The sequence below is a fragment of the Stenotrophomonas sp. YJH_SMC_80 genome (assembly GCF_059372495.1).
Window position 1 is genome coordinate 281,718 of sequence record NZ_JCAFVP010000005.1, and the last position, 16,007, is coordinate 297,724.

The following is a 16,007-nucleotide window of genomic DNA, read 5'->3' on the forward strand; positions in this document are numbered from 1 at the left end:
TGATGAGCAGGCTGTTCAGAAGCGTCGAGGGCGGGGACCTGTTCCCCAACGGAAGCGTGGTCTGTATCGGTGCATTCGACGGCCTCCACCTGGGCCATCGTGCGCTGGTCCGCCACGCGGTTGCCCGCGCGCGCGCCTTGGGCGTGGCCGCCGTGGCCGTGGCGTTCGAGCCGCTGCCGCGTGAGTTCTTCGCCCAGGGCACACCGCCGCCGCGGCTGACCCTGGCGCGCAGCAAGGTCGAGATCCTGCGCGAGCTCGGTGTCGATGCGGTCGGCCTGCTGCGATTCGACGCGGCGATGGCGGCGATGCCGGCCGAGACCTTCGTGCGCCAGTTGCTGGTCAAGCGCCTGAGTGCGCGTGAGGTCTGGATCGGCCCGGAGTTCTGCTTCGGCAACCGCCGCCGTGGCGACCTGGCTCTGCTGCAGAAAATGGGTGCCGAACTGGGTTTCACTGCGGGCGAAATTGAAGCGGTCGACCTGCATGGCGAACGCATTTCCAGCACCCGCATCCGCCAGCTGCTGCAGCAGGGCGACTTCGCCCGTGCCAACGATCTGCTGGGCCGTCCGTACGCGATCAGCGGCCGGGTGGTGCGCGGGCGCCAGCTCGGCCGTACGCTGGGCTTCCCCACCGCCAATCTGCGGTTCCCGAAGACCCCGGCGCTGTCGGGCATCTACGCGACCTGGGTGCATGGCGTGTTCGACCAGCCGTGGCCGTCGGTGTCCAGCTTCGGCACCCGCCCGACGGTGGAGGGCGTGGAGCCGCTGCTGGAAGCCCACCTGTTCGATTTCCAGGGCGACCTGTACGGGCGCCACATCGATGTGGAGTTCGTCGCCAAGCTGCGCGACGAAGAGAAATTCAATGATCTGGCGGCGCTGACCGACCAGATGCACCGCGACGCCGAACAGGCGCGCGCCATCCTTTCCGAACATAGATTGCGAGCCACTGCGTGAGCCAGGACTACAAGACCACCCTGAACCTGCCAGCCACCGAATTCCCGATGCGCGGCGACCTGCCCAAGCGCGAGCCGGGCATTCTGGCGCGGTGGGAAGAGCAGGGGCTCTACCAGCAGCTGCGCGACAACGCCGCCGGCCGCCCGCTGTTCGTGCTGCACGACGGCCCGCCGTACGCCAACGGCCGCATCCATCTGGGCCACGCGGTCAACAAGATCCTGAAGGACATCATCGTCAAGTCGCGCTACCTGGCCGGCTTCGATGCGCCCTACGTGCCGGGCTGGGACTGCCATGGCCTGCCGATCGAGATCGCGGTGGAAAAGAAGTGGGGCAAGGTCGGCACCAAGCTCGACGCCGTCGAATTCCGCCAGAAGTGCCGCGAGTTCGCCGAAGAGCAGATCAATATCCAGCGCGTGGACTTCAAGCGGCTGGGCGTGACCGGTGACTGGGACAACCCGTACAAGACCCTGAGCTTCGACTTCGAAGCCAACGAGATCCGTGCGCTGTCCAAGGTCGTGGCCAACGGCCACCTGGTGCGTGGTGCCAAGCCGGTGTACTGGTGCTTCGACTGTGGCTCGGCGCTGGCCGAGGCCGAGATCGAGTACCAGGAAAAGGAATCGCCGGCGATCGACGTGGCCTACGCCGCACGCGATGCGCAGGCCATCGGCCAGGCGTTCGGCGTGAGCGTGCCGGCCGACGTGGAAGTGGCCGTACCGATCTGGACCACTACCCCGTGGACGCTGCCGGCCTCGCTGGCGGTGTCGCTGGGCGCGGAGATCACCTACGTGCTGGCCGAAGGCCCGGCGCACAACGGCAAGCGCCGTTGGCTGGTGCTGGCTGCGGCGCTGGCCGAGCGCGCGCTGCAGCGCTATGGCGTCGAAAACGTGGTGCTGCACGGTGAAACCACCGGTGCGGCGCTGGAAAACCAGCTGCTGGCGCATCCTTTCTACCCGGAGCGCGAGATCCTGGTGCTCAACGGCGACCACGTCTCCGACGAGGACGGTACCGGTGCGGTGCACACCGCCCCCGGCCACGGCCAGGAAGACTTCGTGGTCAGCCAGAAGTACGGCCTGCTGGACAAGTACAACGCCGGCCAGGTGACCCCGATCGACGGCCGTGGCGTGTACCTGGAATCGACCCCGCCGGCCGGTGACGTGGTGCTGGCTGGCCAGCACCTGTGGAAGGCGCAGGAAGCCATCGTCGGCGTGCTGCGCGACAACGGTTCGCTGCTGGCGTTCCATCCGATCCGCCACAGCTACCCGCACTGCTGGCGCCACAAGACGCCGGTGGTGTTCCGCGCCACCCCGCAGTGGTTCATTTCGATGGACAAGGCCAACCTGCGCAACGATGCGCTGGCCGCCATCGACACCGTCGGCTGGTTCCCGACCTGGGGCAAGGCGCGCATCCAGAGCATGGTCGACGGTCGCCCGGACTGGACCATCTCGCGCCAGCGCACCTGGGGCGTGCCGATCGCACTGTTCACCCACCGGCAGACCGGCGAGATCCATCGGCGTTCGGTGGAGCTGATGCAGCAGGTTGCCGACCGCGTCGAAGCCGAGGGCATCGACGTGTGGTACTCGCTGGATGCCGCCGAACTGCTGGGCGCTGAAGCCGCCGACTACGAGAAGGTCACCGACATCCTCGACGTCTGGTTCGACTCGGGCGTGACCCATGAAGGCGTGCTTGCGGCGCGTGGCTTCGGCAAGCCGGCCGACCTGTACCTGGAAGGTTCCGACCAGCACCGTGGCTGGTTCCAGTCCTCGCTGCTGACCGGCGTGGCGATCGACAAGCGCGCCCCGTACAAGCAGTGCCTGACCCACGGCTTCACCGTGGACGAGCACGGCCGCAAGATGTCCAAGTCGCTGGGCAACGGCATCGAGCCGCAGGACATCATGAACAAGCTGGGCGCGGACATCCTGCGCCTGTGGATCGCCTCGGCCGACTACAGCAACGAGATGTCGCTGTCGCAGGAGATCCTCAAGCGTAATGCCGATGCCTACCGCCGCCTGCGCAACACCGCACGCTTCCTGCTCGGCAACCTGGACGGTTTCGATCCGGCCCAGCACCTGCGTCCGCTCGACCAGATGGTCGCGCTGGACCGCTGGATCGTGCATCGCGCGTGGGAGCTGCAGGAGAAGATCAAGGCGGCCTACGACGGCTATAACATGGCCGAGATCGTGCAGCTGCTGCTGAACTTCTGCAGCGTGGACCTGGGCTCGCTGTACCTGGACGTGACCAAGGACCGCCTGTACACGATGCCGACCGATTCGCACGGTCGCCGTTCGGCACAGAGCGCGATGTACCACATCGCCGAAGCGTTCACCCGCTGGGTGGCGCCGATCCTGACCTTCACCGCCGACGAGCTGTGGGGCTACCTGCCGGGCGAGCATGCCGGCCATGTGCTGTTCACCACCTGGTACGACGGCCTGGCGCCGCTGCCGGCCGATGCCCAGCTCAACGCCACCGACTTCGATCAGTTGCTGGCTGTGCGCGAGCAGGTGGCCAAGGTGCTCGAGCCGATGCGTGCCAACGGCGCCATCGGTGCCGCGCTGGAAGCGGAGATCACCATTGCCGCCAACGAGGAGCAGGCCGCGAAGTGGCAGCCGCTGGCCGATGAACTGCGCTTCCTGTTCATCAGTGGCGACGTGCAGGTGCGCCCGGCGACCACCGACGAGGTGTTCGTCAGCGCCCAGCCGACCACCAAGGCCAAGTGCGTGCGCTGCTGGCACCACCGCGCCGACGTCGGCAGCAACGCCGACCATCCGGAACTGTGCGGCCGTTGCGTGAGCAACGTGACCGGCGCCGGCGAAGTGCGGAGCTGGTTCTGATGGCCGCGCCCCGTCCGCATCCGAACGCCCTGGTCTGGCTGCTGCTGTCGGCCGCCATCATCGGCCTGGACCAGTGGTCCAAGGCCTGGGTGCTGTCGAGCCTGCCGGAGTTCCAGCCGGTGGTGGTCATCGACGGCTTCTGGAACTGGTACCGCACCTACAACACCGGCGCCGCGTTCAGTTTCCTGAGCGACGCCGGTGGCTGGCAGAAGTACTTCTTCACCGCGCTGGCGATCGCCATCAGCGGCCTGATGGCGTGGTGGCTGCGCGGCACCGCGCGCGGCAACTGGAAGGCCGCGGTGCCGTATGCGCTCATCATCGGCGGCGCCATCGGTAACGTGATCGACCGCCAGGTGCACGGCCATGTGGTCGATTTCATCCAGTGGTACGTGGGCAGCTACACCTGGCCCTCGTTCAACATCGCCGACTCGGCCATCGTGGTGGGTGCCATCGGCATCGCCCTGTTTGGCCTGTTCGACGGCAAGTCCGCCAAAAAGGCGGATAATGCCAATCCGAAACCGTAAGCCGGCCGCTGCCGGGAGATTGAACTGATGGATGTGCTGCTCGCCAACCCGCGTGGTTTCTGTGCCGGTGTCGATCGTGCGATCGAGATCGTCAAGCGCGCGATCGAAACGCTGGGCGCGCCCATCTACGTCCGCCATGAAGTGGTGCACAACCGCTTCGTGGTCGACGACCTGAAGCAGCGCGGGGCGATCTTCGTCGAGGAACTCGACGAAGTGCCGGACAACAACACGGTGATCTTCAGCGCCCATGGCGTGTCCCAGGCCGTGCGCCAGGAAGCCGAGCGCCGTGGCCTGAAGGTGTTCGACGCCACCTGCCCGCTGGTGACCAAGGTCCACTTCGAAGTCGCCCGCCACTGCCGTGCCGGCCGTGACGTGGTGCTGATCGGCCACGCCGGTCACCCGGAGGTGGAAGGCACCATGGGCCAGTGGAACCGCGAAGCCGGCACCGGCCAGATCTACCTGGTGGAAGACGTGGAGCAGGTTGCCACGCTGCAGATCAACCAGCCGGAAAACTTCGCCTACACCACCCAGACCACGCTGTCGGTGGATGACACGCGCGGCATCATCGATGCGCTGCGCGAGCGTTTCCCGGCGATGCAGGGCCCGAAGAACGACGACATCTGCTACGCCACGCAGAACCGCCAGGATGCCGTGCGGGATCTGGCCAAGCGCTGCGACCTGGTGCTGGTGGTCGGTTCGCCGAACAGCTCCAACTCCAACCGCTTGAGCGAGCTGGCCCGCCGTGAGGGCGTGGAGTCGTACCTGATCGACGGCGCGCACGAGATCGACCCGGCATGGGTGGCAGGCAAGCAGCACATCGGCGTGACCGCCGGCGCCTCGGCACCACAGGTGCTGGTGGATGGCGTGCTGGCCCGCCTGGCCGAGCTGGGCGCCAACGGCGTGGGCGAGCTGGATGGCGAGCCGGAATCGATGGTGTTCGCGCTGCCGAAGGAACTGCGTCTGCGGTTGGTGGATTGACTGCGGAAGGTGGTTCGCCGGGCATGGCCCGGCGCTACCGGGTGCATGTCCATCCACGCATGGCGTGGATCTACTGCATCCGGTCGGCACACCCGTAGATCCACGCCATGCGTGGATGGGCATCGCCCATGATCTTGTCCGCCCACGCGCGCCAGTAGATCCACGCCAAGCGTGGATGGGCGCACCGCGCGTGACCTTTTCCCGCTTGCGCATCGCAAATAGGTTCACGCCATGAGTAGATGGGCGCAGCGATGGTGAGTATCGAGGGTACCATCGCTGGAAGCTGCCAAATAAACACGCGACCCATGCTCAGCTCATTGCTGGCTGAGCAGATGAGCAGATGAGCGATCATGCCACTTGAACACTCCGAGCTTTGATGCGCTGTTCCATCAATGGTCTCGCCCGAGGTCTTTCTCTCTGCGAACGCATGGCGGTTTGTCTTCAAAATCATGACGCTTGCCCCAGATGCCGAAAAGTTTTAACGCGTTCTCGTTTCGGGTGTGATCGGCTGCAAATAGCGGAGTCTTTAGGAATTTTCCTATGATGAAAAAGGACTGCTGGCGCTATTTTTGAGTCGGATCGCTGTGATCCAAGGAAAGGGGTAAACAAATGGTATGGAAATACCTGATTTTGATCATCTCACTTCTTTGTCCGGCCTACGCGAAATCGCAGGCCTTCCCTGTAACTGGTTTGGGCCAGTGCGTAGACTTCATCTCCGCTGCTTCCACCACGCTTACCTCCCAGATCCAGGCACATAGGGGGTAAGAGCATACGGCCTTCCAGCTAGTTACGACCCGCTTACGGCGAAAATATTGGTTCCACCATACTCTTGCGATAGCAATGACTGGCCTGGGCTCTATAAAACTGTGGGCTATCTGAGTCATGAGCTTGGTCACCACGAGGCAGGTGTTCCCAATATTGATGCTCCGATCACCAAAGCCCAGTATGTTGAAAGGAATTGCGTGTGGGAGGCTAAGGCCGTGGTTAACAACGCGGTAGTAAGTGATCAGATTCGTGTGGCATCTGAAGGATTTGTTGAAGTCCCGTTGATTTCCGAGAACTCCGCTAAGCTATGGAGCATGTGGTCGGGTGGTGAGTCATTGGTGGATATCGGGAAAGTTTTCTGCGATAACAATCATGTCGCGTCGGGAAAAACGTATACCAAGCAGCACGAGGACTACTACGATGCCAACTATCCTTGGTGATTTTGTTAGGACGTCAGTGAAATCATTGCTGACCTTGCCTATGATTGTTCCGCTCGCCGCTGTAGCGGCAACCCCGCCCCCTCAGGCATGGAGTTCCGCGGCAAAAGCTTCGCAGCTCGAGGCGCTCGATTACATCGAGCGACTGGAATTGGCGCGAAGTGCGGGACCGGATGCCGCCGCTGATGCTTTGGGTATAAAAAACGGCTTGCTTGCTGATGTCGCCACTGCGACCGGGACCGTTCGTAATTTCGGCGGTATTGAGCTTGCCACCGAACTTGACCAACGATCAGGCCAGACAACGATAATTGTGAGAGCATCGGGCGGGTGTATCGATCGGGACGTCGCGAAGGCGAAACTCGTACTGGGCAAGATTGTATGGGCGCCGCTGGCCGATTCGCCGGCACCGGTTTTCGGTTACGCACACTTCCAAGGGGGTTCGGCATCGACTGTATTTTTTGATGCAACGGGTTCCAAGTGTTTGACAGGCGTCAGGATCGAAGATCCGATGAGGTTGAAGGGGGCAATTGAAGCCGCTTACAAGCAAGAAGCATCGAAATAGGTTTCCGATCCAGTTGGCTTGCCAGACCGCCGATAGGCCTGGCAAGCCAGCGCTCGGAAGAAGTGCATCGGTGTTCCCCAGAGATGCTGGGGGGGCTAGGGAATGCTTGGGGCTTTCAGCAAGCCTGTCTCCCATGACCTTTGGCCATAGGGCCACGCACGCCACAGGCCTAGCATCAAAGGCTCTACCGAAGCTGGAACCTGCCTGATGAAGACCCGTGCCCTGGTGATGTCCGTGCTGTTCGCGCTGGCTGCGACGCCTGCGCTGGCGCAGACCTCGCCGCCGGGCGATGCCGCGGCCCCCGGCCTGCTGCGCATCGATGTCGACGCGCGCGATCTGGCCCGGCGCATCTTCAAGGTGACCGCTACGGTGCCGGCCAAGCCCGGCCCGATGACCCTGCTGTACCCGCAGTGGATTCCCGGCAACCATTCGCCCACCGGCCCGATCGACAAGTTGGCCGGCCTGCGCGTGACCGCCAACGGCAAGCCGCTGGCCTGGCAGCGTGACCAGTTCAACGTCTATGCGTTCAAGGTAAACGTGCCCGAGGGCGTGAGCGAGATCGTCGCCCACTTCGACTTCCTGTCCTCGCAGGGCGGCAGCCAGGGCCGGGTGGTGATGATCCCGGAAATGCTCAACCTGCAGTGGAACGCCAATTCGCTGTATCCGGCCGGCGTCGATGCGCGCAACCTGCAGGCGCAGGCCAGCGTGACCCTGCCCAAGGGCTGGTCGTTCGCAACCGCGCTGGAAACCGCGCGGCGCGACGGTGACACCGTGGTGTTCAAGCCGATCTCGTATGACCATCTGGTCGATTCGCCCTTGTTCGCCGGCGAGCACTACCAGCGCATCGATCTCGACCCGGGCGCGAAGGTGCCGGTGCACCTCAATGTGTTTGCCGACGACGCCAAATCGCTGAAGCCGAGCGAGGCACAGATCACCATGCATCGCGCGCTGGTGCAGCAGGCCGACAAGCTTTACGGTGCGCGCCACTACAACCACTATGAGTTCCTGCTGGCATTGACCGACCGCCTCGGTGGCATCGGCCTGGAGCATCACCGTTCCAGCGAGAACAGCGCTGACCCGGGCTACTTCACCGAGTGGGACAGCAACGCGTGGATGCGCGATCTGTTGCCGCACGAGTACACCCATTCCTGGAACGGCAAGTACCGTCGCGGCGCCGACCTGGCCACCGCCAACTTCAACGTGCCGATGGGCGACAGCCTGCTGTGGGTGTACGAGGGCCAGACCCAGTTCTGGGGCCAGGTGCTGGCGGCGCGTTCGGGGCTGTGGTCGACCGCGCAGGCGCGCGACATGCTGGCCAATGTGGCCGCGACCTACGACCGTGGCCGACCGGGCCTGGCCTGGCGGCCGCTGCAGGACACTACCAACGATCCGACCATCGCCCAGCGCCGCACGCTGCCCTACCGCAACTACCAGATGAGCGAGGACTACTACTCCGGCGGCCAGATGCTGTGGCTTGAAGTGGAGGGCAAGCTGCGCGAACTGAGCGGCAACCGCCGCAGCCTGGACGACTTCGCGCGTGCGTTCTTCGGCGTCGGCAATGGCGACTGGGATGTCAACCCGTACACCTTCGATGATGTGGTCGCGACCTTGAACGGCATCGCGCCGTACGACTGGGCGACGTTCCTGCGCGGGCGCCTGGACGGCCACGGTTCGTTGACCGGCGGCCTGGAGCTGGCAGGCTGGAAGCTGGTTTACCGCGATACCCCGAACGACGCCTACAAGGCACAGGAAAAACGCGCCAAGGCGGCACTGCTCGCCTATTCGCTGGGCGCGACCGTGCTCGACAGCGGTACGGTCGGCGATGTGATCTGGGACAGCCCGGCGTTCAACGCCGGTCTTGCACCGGGCATGAAGGTGATCGCGGTTGGCGGCCGTGAGTACAGCAGCCAGCGCTTGAAGGACGCGGTGGCTGCGGCAGCGAAGGACAAGGCGCCGATCGTGCTGCTGGTGAAGCAGTTCGACCGCATCGAAACGATGAGCATCGCCTACCACGGTGGCCTGCAGTACCCGGTGCTGGAGCGTATCGCCGGCAAGCCTGACCGCCTCGCAGAATTGTGGAAGGCGCGATGAAGCCGCGCGCCCGCGATGGCGTGATCCTGCTGATGGCGATCCTGGCCATCGTCGGCACGTTCCTGCAGGGTGACGGGCGCTGGCTGCACTGGCTGGCCAAGCCGACCACCACGCTGCTGATCGCTGCCATCGTCTGGCGCGTGCATGATCCCGCGCAGCCGTTCTATCGACGCGCGGTGCTGGCCGGCATGCTGCTGTCGTGCGTGGGTGACATCGCGTTGATGCTGCCGATGGATGCGTTCGTGCCGGGCCTGGTCGCGTTCCTGCTGGCCCACCTCTGCTACATCGTGGCCTTCCGCGACGGCCTGCGTGCCGGACGTGGCCTGCTCGCCGCCAGCGTCCTGCTGGCGACGTTTGCCGTGCTCAACGTACTTGGCCTGTGGCCGCACCTGCCTGCACCGATGCGTGCGCCGGTGCTGGCGTATGTGGTGGTGCTGGCCTCGATGGCGGTGCTGGCACTGGCACGCCAGTGGCGCCGGCCACAGCCCGCTGCCGTGGAAGCCAGCAGCGCGCGCTGGGCGGCCGCTGGTGCGCTGCTGTTCGTCGCCAGCGATTCACTACTGGCCTTGGACCGCTTCGCCGGCGGCCTGCCGCTGGCCAGCGTGCTGGTGCTGTCCACGTACTACGCTGCGCAGTACGCCATCGCCCGCTCGGTGAAATAGAAAAAGGGGACGGAGGGGATTAAGTCGCAATCCGCACCAAGGCACATGCGACTTAATCCCCTCCGTCCCCTTTTTTTGTGGCCTATCGGCGGTTCACGCCGCGCAGGGTGCCCTGCGCATCGAACTGCAGGTGCACGGATTCGCGGTCACCGGCGACGTCATCCGGCAGCCACACCAGCTTGCCGCCTTTGCGCACGATCACGTAGACGTGGCCGACTTCGGATGCGGGGTTCTGCAGCGCGTTGCGTTGTTCCTGCAGTGCCTGCGCCACGCGCGGCACGGCCTCGAAATCGATGCTGGCCAGGGGGGTGCTGCTGCGCTGCAGGCTGATGGTCGGCGCGAACTGCTGCGGGTTCACCGGATTGCCCTTGCGCCACTGGCCACGTTCGAAGTGGTAGCTGTCGACGTGGCCCGGCTGTTGCGGGTCGACCAGATCGAGGTTGATGCGGCCATCGTCGTAGAAGTGGATGCTATGGAAGACCGTCAGCCTCTGGCCGGCCAGTGCCGGCAGCTGCTCCAGTGCCTGGCGCGCAGCCTGCAGGTAGTCCGCATCGAACAGGCGATTGTTGCGTTCGGGCGCCGCAGCGGTACTCGCTGCGGGGAAGGCGGCCGGGGACGGCACAAGCGATGCGGGTTGCTCGCGCGGCGACTGAGACGAGACGGAGGGTGGCAACCGGTCCGGCTGTACCGAATGCCCCAGCGTTTCGCTGATGGTCTGCAGGGCGCCGCCGGCAACGGCCACGCCCGCCAGAACCAGCAGCAGTACCAGGAACACGGCGCGGGTGGAGGGCGGCTGTTTCATACGCCCTCCAGGCGCACGTTGCCACGGTCATCCGGGTCGTACAGCAGGGTCACGTTTTCGCGCGGGATGTTGGCTAGATCGATCAGCGGGATGAAGCGGCGCACGCTCACCTGCTGTACGCGGCCGTCGCGATCGGTGTACTCCAGCTGGAACTCCACCTGCGGCTGTTCGTTGAGGTAGGTGCCGGTCTGACGCACCTTCAGCACCCTGGCCTCAACGCCGATGCCGCGGTACTTCAACGCCTCGCCGCGCGCATCAGCCTGCAGCAGGCGGCCAAGCAGGCGCAGCCCCAACATGTACCCACGCAGCACCAGCGGGCACACCAGCAGCGGGTGGCCGAAGGACAGGAAGGTCCAGCCAAGGCCCTCGCTCTGCAGCCGGTAGGCCGCCACATAGGCAGCGACTACCAGGACGATGCCGAGCGCTGCGCCGATGCTTCGCCGCCACAGGCTGGCGACATCCAGTTCGGGCTGGGCACCGTCCAGTACCACGTTCGGGAACGCGCCCGGCACCCGGCTCAGGCGTGCATCGACGTGCCTGCCGACGCCGAAGCGCTGCAGTTGCGGCTTGCTGTCGACCACCAGCAGCTGTTCGCGGATCGGTGTGCCGGACAGGTTCTTGAAGGACAGCTGCAGTTTCCATTGCGCGAAGCCACGCACCTGTACGCCGGTCTGTTCAGCGTGTTCGATCAGCGCATCGCGCGGTTCACCATCGGCGAGGATCGAGCGGACGCGATGCAGGGCGCGCGGTGGGCCGAGCAGCAGGAAATGCAGGAACGCGAACAGCAGAGAGAGCCATGCAGCCAGCGACAGCACAAGCAGCAGCAGGGACAGCCATGGCGCGCTGCGATCAGCCAGCGCCACCGGCCAGGAGGTTCCGAAATAGAGGATGCAGGGGAAGGGCAACGCGAAGAACAGCAGGAACGCGCCCCAGAACCAGAGATAGGCTTTCATGGGGAAGGTGGCAGACCGGTGGAACAGGCCGCGTAGCGTACTACGCTCAGCGGAACTGCAGGGTAAGCAGGTAGTAGCGACCCAGTGGATCGTCCAGCCCCGGCATCTGCCCACCATTGCCGACCAGGTAGTTCACCGGTTGCGCATCAAGCACGTTGTGCACGTCCAGCGCCGCGATGACGCGTGTGCCCAGGCGGCGCGCCAGGTGCAGGTTCCAGCGCAGCTGGCGCGGATTCATGCAGTGGTTCTGTTCGATCTGCCGCTGCGGGCACTCGGCGCCGGGCAGCCATGCGCGGGTGCGGCCCACCTGGTTGCCGCGCAGGGCGATGTCCCAGTTGCTGTTCTGCCATTGCACGTTGAGGACCGCCGCCATCTCGGGCGTGACATGCCCGCGCAGGTCGATCGCCGGCTCATGGTCCCGACGGCGGCGCAGCTCCTGCTGCTTCAGCGCGTCCAGCGAGAACAACCACTGGCCGGTGCTGCCGGTGTCGACCCGGTATTCGCCACGCAGCACCCAGTTGCGGGAAGTGGTGCGGCCGATATTGTCGAACGACAGGCGGAGGCTGCTCAGGTTGCCATCCTCATCCAATTGCCAGGTGTCACGGTTCCACACGGCATCGGCCGGTTGCAGCGCGAGGATCTCGTTGCGCAGCTCGACGATGTTGTGGGTCAGCGAAAGCGAGAACGCATCGCTGGGTGACCAGGTCGCCGCCAGCGAATGGCTGCGTGAGCTCTCGGCCTTGAGCGCGTTGTTCTCCTCCACATCCGCAGTGACCACGCAGCGGCCGTCCGGCTCGCTCTGTGCACAAGGTGGCAGTGCGCTTGAGACGGGCAGGGTAAGGGTGCCGAACTGTCCTGGCGGGCGGCGCTGTTCGAACAGGCTGGGCGCGCGATAGCCGCGGCCGCTGGCCAGCAGGAACGACCAGTGCGGTGTTGGCGTCCAGCGCAGGCCGGCACGGGGCGAGAATGCCGTGTAGTCGCCGTCGTAGTCCCAGCGCGCGGCCAGGTCCATGCGCAATTCCGACGTGAGTGGCAGGCCCAGTTCCGCATACGCGCCGCCACTCTGCCGCGACAGGCGCCGCTGCTGCTGCGGCAGCCCCAGTGCCAGATCGCCCTGGCTCAGCAGGGTGTCCGGGTGCGACGTCCAGCGTTCATGGCGCAGATCGATGCCGGTAGCCAGCTGCGCATTGCCGCCCCGCATCGGCATCAATGCGCGCTGTATGCCCCACCAGCCCTGCCACTGCTCGGTAAGTCCACGGTTGCGGATCGATGGGAACAGCGAGGTGGCTTCATCGGCGGGCAATGCATCGAAGCCTGGCAGGAACCTGAGCGACTGCGCCGCCTCGATGAACGGTTCGGCGCGCACGGTGCCCGGCGTGGCCAGGGTGACGTCGCTGCGCTGCGCGCTGATGCCGGCGTCCCAGCTGTGGCTGCCCTGGTCCCGGCCGATGCCCAGGGTGAGATCGGCGTCGGTGGCACGGACCTGGGGACGCACATTGCCGGCTTCGCGCAGGACACTGTTGAAGGTGTAGCCGTACAGGCCGAGGGCGACGGCGGTCGGGCCCAGATCGAAACGCTGCCGGTTGTGGCTGGCGCGGGCTTCGGCATAGACGTAGCGTCCCTGGCCACGCTCATGCCGGTAGCGCAGATAGGCCGAGGCGGTATCGGAGGCCGGTTGAAGCGAACGAGGGCGCGAACTGTCGAACCAGCAGGCGCCATTGCGTCGTTTCAATGGTCCGTCGCAGTGCGTAGCGGGCCAGTAGTCGCCATCGCGGAAGGCGCCGATCAGGTACTGCGACGTCTCTGCGTGCCAGTCACGCTGGTCCCCCGCCAGGTGATCGACGCGATGCAGGTCGATGCCTGCGAACCAGCGGTCGCCGCTCCCGCGCAGGCCTCCGGTGGCGGCCTGCACGCGGTACTGGCCGGCGTCGCCACGACTGCTCAGACCGGTCTGCAGCGTTGCCTCCGGGCCGTCGGCCTGGTCGCGGAGGATGATGTTGACCACGCCGGACATGGCATCGGCACCGTAGATGGCCGAAGCACCGCCGCGCACCAGTTCGATGCGTTCGACAAAGCTGAGTGGAATGCCGCCCAGGTCGGTGAGCCCGCCCTGTTCCAGGGACACCATCGGATAACGGGGCAGGCGCCGGCCATTGACCAGGAACAGGGTGGCGCGCGGTCCCATGCCATCCAGGCTGGTGGTGGCGGCTGCACCGACAGGCAGGTACTGCGAATCGCCACTGCGTGCGCTGCTCATCGCTGGCAGCCCGTTCATGCCGGGCAGGTGTCGCAGCAGGTCGAACAGGCTGCCGTAGCCGCTGCGCAGGATGTCTGCGCGATCGATCGTGGTCACCGGCAGGGTGGTCTGCACGGAGGTGCGCGGCAACCGGCTGCCGGTGACATGGATCGGCGCCAGGTCCACCTGGGGGGGCGACTGCGGGGGCATGCGCGGGCGCGGCGCCACCGTTGCCGGAACCGGCGGCGCGACGGCGGGCGCGACGCGGATGCGGCGGACCACGAAGCCACCGGACGGTGTTCGAAGGATGGTCACCGGCATGCCGGCGACCAGCTGTTTCAGGGCCGATGCTGGATCGGCTTGGCCATGGGTGCCGTTGGCATGGAGCCCCGCCAGTTCCCGGGCATCGAACACCAGAGCGATGCCGCTTTGCCGTGCCCATTGCTGCAATGCCGAGGGCAACGGGCCAGCGTTGATGCGGTAGTCGTGGGTGGCAGCCGGATCGCCTGCGAGGGCGGCAGGCGGCGCGGCGACCAGCAGCGCCAGGCACAGCAGGGGGCGGAGCAGCCCCCACTGCAGCGCGCCTGGTCCTGCCATCACCGCAGGCCTCCTCAGTACGTGCGGCGCAGTTCCAGCGCGCCATCCGGGCGCATCTGGCCAGCAATGGACCAGCCAAGTTCCAGCGCGGACAGCAACTCCTGTGCGTCGCCTGCGCGGAACGTGCCGCTGACTGCCAGATCGGTGATCTCCGGGTCGGCGATCACCAGCGGTGCATGGCCATAGCGGTTCATGCGTTCGACCACGATCGACAGCGGGGTGGCATCGAAGACCAGCTGCCCACGCAGCCAGCCCTCGGCGGCTGCCGTGGAGGACAACGCTGGGCCGGGCTGGATGCGCCCGGAGGGGAGTACCTGCAGTTGCTGGCCAGGGGCCAGGGTGTGCTGGGCGGCGCCGTTGCTGACTTCCACCGCACCCTCCAGCAGCGCGACCTCGACCAGGCCATCGTGCAGGCGCTCGACCTGGAAGGTGGTGCCGATATCGCGGATGGTGCTGGTGCCGGCGCGCAGCTGCAGTGCTTTGTTCGATGGCGCGACCTGCAACTGCAGGCGGCCGCGTTCGAGGTCCAGCTCGCGGTGGCGCCAGCCAAAGCGTGCGTGCAGCGTCGTGCCGGCATCGAGCATGGCTACGCTGCCATCGGGCAGGGTCAGCCGCTGCGCCTGATGCGTGTCATTGGCAAAGCGCTGCGGGGCTGGGTTGCCATCCACCGCTACCATCCAGCCCACGCCGATGGCCAGGCAGATACCAGCGGCCGCGGCCGCGGCAGGCAGCCAGCGGCGTCGGGCAGGCCGTGCCGCACGCGCCGCAGCCGTCCGCAGCCATGGGTCCGCAGCCAGGCCCTGGCCCTGCTGGAAAAGATCTTCGGCCTGCGCCCAGGCTTTGACATGGGCAGGGTCTTCAGCCAGCCAGTCTTCGAACGACTCGCGTTCGGCAGGGGTGCAGTCCGGGGCCTCCAACCGCGCCACCCAGGCGCTGGCGCGTGCGAACAGCGAGGCGTCTTCCGTGTGCCGGTGGCTGCTCATTCGGTATCCCCGTCGTTGTGCAGCGGATCCGGTCCCAACTCCTGGCGCAGGCCCTGCAGGGCGCGGGCGATGTGTTTTTCCACGGTCTTGGCTGTAATTCCACAGTGCCGCGCGATCTGCGTATAGCTCATGCCGGTGATCCGGTTGAGCAGGTACACCTCGCGCGCACGCTCGGGCAATTTGAAAAGGGCCTGCCGCAGCAGGGACAACATCTGCCCGGACTCTGCCTGGCGCAAGGGGTCCGGCGACGGGCTGGTGGGCTCGTCGTGACCCTCATGCTCGGCCAGTGACAGGTGCGGTCGCGACTGCGGCGATCGGCCGCGATCGGCCAGGCGATTGCGCGCGATACGATACAGCAGCAGGCGCAGTTCGTCGGTGCCGTGCGCGCGATAGCGGATCAGCCGCTCCATGCAGTCCTGCGCGATGTCCTCTGCATCCTCCGGCCCGACGCCCCGTGTGCGCAGGAACGCGCACAGTGGCGCGCGTTCCTCGCGTACGAACGCGATGAAGGCGTCCGCAGGCGCGGGTGGCTCCGGCGCGTGGTGGATCAGGGGGGACGGAACGGACAGGGCTGGCCTCGGCTGACGTTGGCGGGTGCGCCTTCGAGTTTTACGCGACGATGACCGGATGGGGAAGAGT

Annotated in this window: 14 protein-coding genes; 8 read left to right on the forward strand and 6 right to left on the reverse strand. The window is 65.8% G+C overall.

The window, feature by feature from the left end; genetic code table 11:
• The first annotated feature begins 2 nt into the window (after positions 1-2).
• The 4 genes from AC5P99_RS11715 to ispH are packed head-to-tail and all read left to right on the forward strand — an operon-like array spanning position 3 to position 5,280.
• Positions 3-950 carry a bifunctional riboflavin kinase/FAD synthetase gene (locus AC5P99_RS11715; protein WP_005408562.1) on the forward strand — a complete coding sequence of 316 codons (948 nt, stop codon included), beginning with the start codon at positions 3-5 and terminating at the stop codon, positions 948-950.
• Positions 947-3,778 carry an isoleucine--tRNA ligase gene (gene ileS / locus AC5P99_RS11720; RefSeq protein WP_495213182.1) on the forward strand — a complete coding sequence of 944 codons (2,832 nt, stop codon included), beginning with the start codon at positions 947-949 and terminating at the stop codon, positions 3,776-3,778. The genes AC5P99_RS11715 and ileS overlap by 4 nt, the downstream gene beginning before the upstream one ends.
• Positions 3,778-4,302 (forward strand): signal peptidase II, encoded by a 525-nt coding sequence (gene lspA / locus AC5P99_RS11725; RefSeq protein ID WP_005408564.1) that lies wholly within the window; start codon positions 3,778-3,780, stop codon positions 4,300-4,302. Before ileS ends, lspA begins: the two co-directional genes overlap by 1 nt.
• A gap of 27 nt (positions 4,303-4,329) precedes the next feature.
• Complete coding sequence (gene ispH, locus AC5P99_RS11730) at positions 4,330-5,280, forward strand: 4-hydroxy-3-methylbut-2-enyl diphosphate reductase (RefSeq protein ID WP_049448422.1); 951 nt, start codon at positions 4,330-4,332, stop codon at positions 5,278-5,280.
• 70 nt (positions 5,281-5,350) lie between these two features.
• Here the strand turns inward: ispH and AC5P99_RS11735 are convergent, their stop codons facing one another.
• Positions 5,351-5,731, reverse strand: coding sequence for a hypothetical protein (locus AC5P99_RS11735; RefSeq protein WP_123958321.1), 381 nt, complete (start codon positions 5,729-5,731; stop codon positions 5,351-5,353).
• Between the two features lie 415 nt (positions 5,732-6,146).
• Here AC5P99_RS11735 and AC5P99_RS11740 point away from each other — a divergent pair, with 415 nt between their 5' ends.
• The 4 genes from AC5P99_RS11740 to AC5P99_RS11755 all read left to right on the forward strand — a co-directional run bounded on the left by AC5P99_RS11740 (position 6,147) and on the right by AC5P99_RS11755 (position 9,797).
• Positions 6,147-6,485 (forward strand): hypothetical protein, encoded by a 339-nt coding sequence (locus AC5P99_RS11740; RefSeq protein ID WP_141097954.1) that lies wholly within the window; start codon positions 6,147-6,149, stop codon positions 6,483-6,485.
• Positions 6,466-7,044, forward strand: a complete 579-nt coding sequence (locus AC5P99_RS11745) for a hypothetical protein (protein ID WP_143572877.1) — start codon at positions 6,466-6,468, stop codon at positions 7,042-7,044. The genes AC5P99_RS11740 and AC5P99_RS11745 overlap by 20 nt, the downstream gene beginning before the upstream one ends.
• A 207-nt stretch (positions 7,045-7,251) precedes the next feature.
• The gene (locus AC5P99_RS11750) at positions 7,252-9,135 is read left to right on the forward strand and encodes a M61 family metallopeptidase (RefSeq protein WP_123958324.1); all 1,884 of its coding nucleotides are present in this window, start codon (positions 7,252-7,254) and stop codon (positions 9,133-9,135) included.
• Complete coding sequence (locus AC5P99_RS11755) at positions 9,132-9,797, forward strand: lysoplasmalogenase (protein ID WP_049482710.1); 666 nt, start codon at positions 9,132-9,134, stop codon at positions 9,795-9,797. Before AC5P99_RS11750 ends, AC5P99_RS11755 begins: the two co-directional genes overlap by 4 nt.
• A gap of 82 nt (positions 9,798-9,879) precedes the next feature.
• Here AC5P99_RS11755 and AC5P99_RS11760 read toward each other — a convergent pair whose 3' ends face one another.
• From AC5P99_RS11760 to AC5P99_RS11780, 5 genes are read right to left on the reverse strand one after another with little or no spacing between them, the layout of a single operon-like run.
• On the reverse strand, positions 9,880-10,599 hold the full coding sequence (locus AC5P99_RS11760; RefSeq protein WP_123958325.1) for a hypothetical protein: 720 nt from the start codon (positions 10,597-10,599) through the stop codon (positions 9,880-9,882).
• Positions 10,596-11,552, reverse strand: a complete 957-nt coding sequence (locus tag AC5P99_RS11765) for a hypothetical protein (protein ID WP_495213183.1) — start codon at positions 11,550-11,552, stop codon at positions 10,596-10,598. The genes AC5P99_RS11760 and AC5P99_RS11765 overlap by 4 nt, the downstream gene beginning before the upstream one ends.
• A gap of 46 nt (positions 11,553-11,598) precedes the next feature.
• Positions 11,599-14,385: a TonB-dependent receptor gene (locus AC5P99_RS11770; protein ID WP_065183107.1), complete on the reverse strand. Its 2,787-nt coding sequence runs from the start codon at positions 14,383-14,385 to the stop codon at positions 11,599-11,601.
• Positions 14,386-14,399: 14 nt separating this feature from the next.
• Positions 14,400-15,368 carry a FecR family protein gene (locus AC5P99_RS11775; protein WP_495213184.1) on the reverse strand — a complete coding sequence of 323 codons (969 nt, stop codon included), beginning with the start codon at positions 15,366-15,368 and terminating at the stop codon, positions 14,400-14,402.
• Positions 15,365-15,874 carry an RNA polymerase sigma factor gene (locus AC5P99_RS11780; protein WP_076738471.1) on the reverse strand — a complete coding sequence of 170 codons (510 nt, stop codon included), beginning with the start codon at positions 15,872-15,874 and terminating at the stop codon, positions 15,365-15,367. Before AC5P99_RS11780 ends, AC5P99_RS11775 begins: the two co-directional genes overlap by 4 nt.
• Positions 15,875-16,007: the final 133 nt, after the last annotated feature.

Excerpts from the sequence above, each read along its gene's own strand:
- AC5P99_RS11755 (WP_049482710.1), top strand. The coding sequence starts at position 9,132 with ATGAAGCCGCGCGCCCGCGATGGCGTGATCCTGCTGATGGCGATCCTG.
- AC5P99_RS11745 (WP_143572877.1), top strand. The coding sequence starts at position 6,466 with ATGCCAACTATCCTTGGTGATTTTGTTAGGACGTCAGTGAAATCATTG.
- AC5P99_RS11760 (WP_123958325.1), bottom strand. The coding sequence starts at position 10,599 with ATGAAACAGCCGCCCTCCACCCGCGCCGTGTTCCTGGTACTGCTGCTG.
- AC5P99_RS11775 (WP_495213184.1), bottom strand. The coding sequence starts at position 15,368 with ATGAGCAGCCACCGGCACACGGAAGACGCCTCGCTGTTCGCACGCGCC.
- ispH (WP_049448422.1), top strand. The coding sequence starts at position 4,330 with ATGGATGTGCTGCTCGCCAACCCGCGTGGTTTCTGTGCCGGTGTCGAT.
- AC5P99_RS11770 (WP_065183107.1), bottom strand. The coding sequence starts at position 14,385 with ATGGCAGGACCAGGCGCGCTGCAGTGGGGGCTGCTCCGCCCCCTGCTG.
- lspA (WP_005408564.1), top strand. The coding sequence starts at position 3,778 with ATGGCCGCGCCCCGTCCGCATCCGAACGCCCTGGTCTGGCTGCTGCTG.
- AC5P99_RS11735 (WP_123958321.1), bottom strand. The coding sequence starts at position 5,731 with ATGATTTTGAAGACAAACCGCCATGCGTTCGCAGAGAGAAAGACCTCG.
- AC5P99_RS11715 (WP_005408562.1), top strand. The coding sequence starts at position 3 with ATGAGCAGGCTGTTCAGAAGCGTCGAGGGCGGGGACCTGTTCCCCAAC.
- AC5P99_RS11765 (WP_495213183.1), bottom strand. The coding sequence starts at position 11,552 with ATGAAAGCCTATCTCTGGTTCTGGGGCGCGTTCCTGCTGTTCTTCGCG.
- AC5P99_RS11750 (WP_123958324.1), top strand. The coding sequence starts at position 7,252 with ATGAAGACCCGTGCCCTGGTGATGTCCGTGCTGTTCGCGCTGGCTGCG.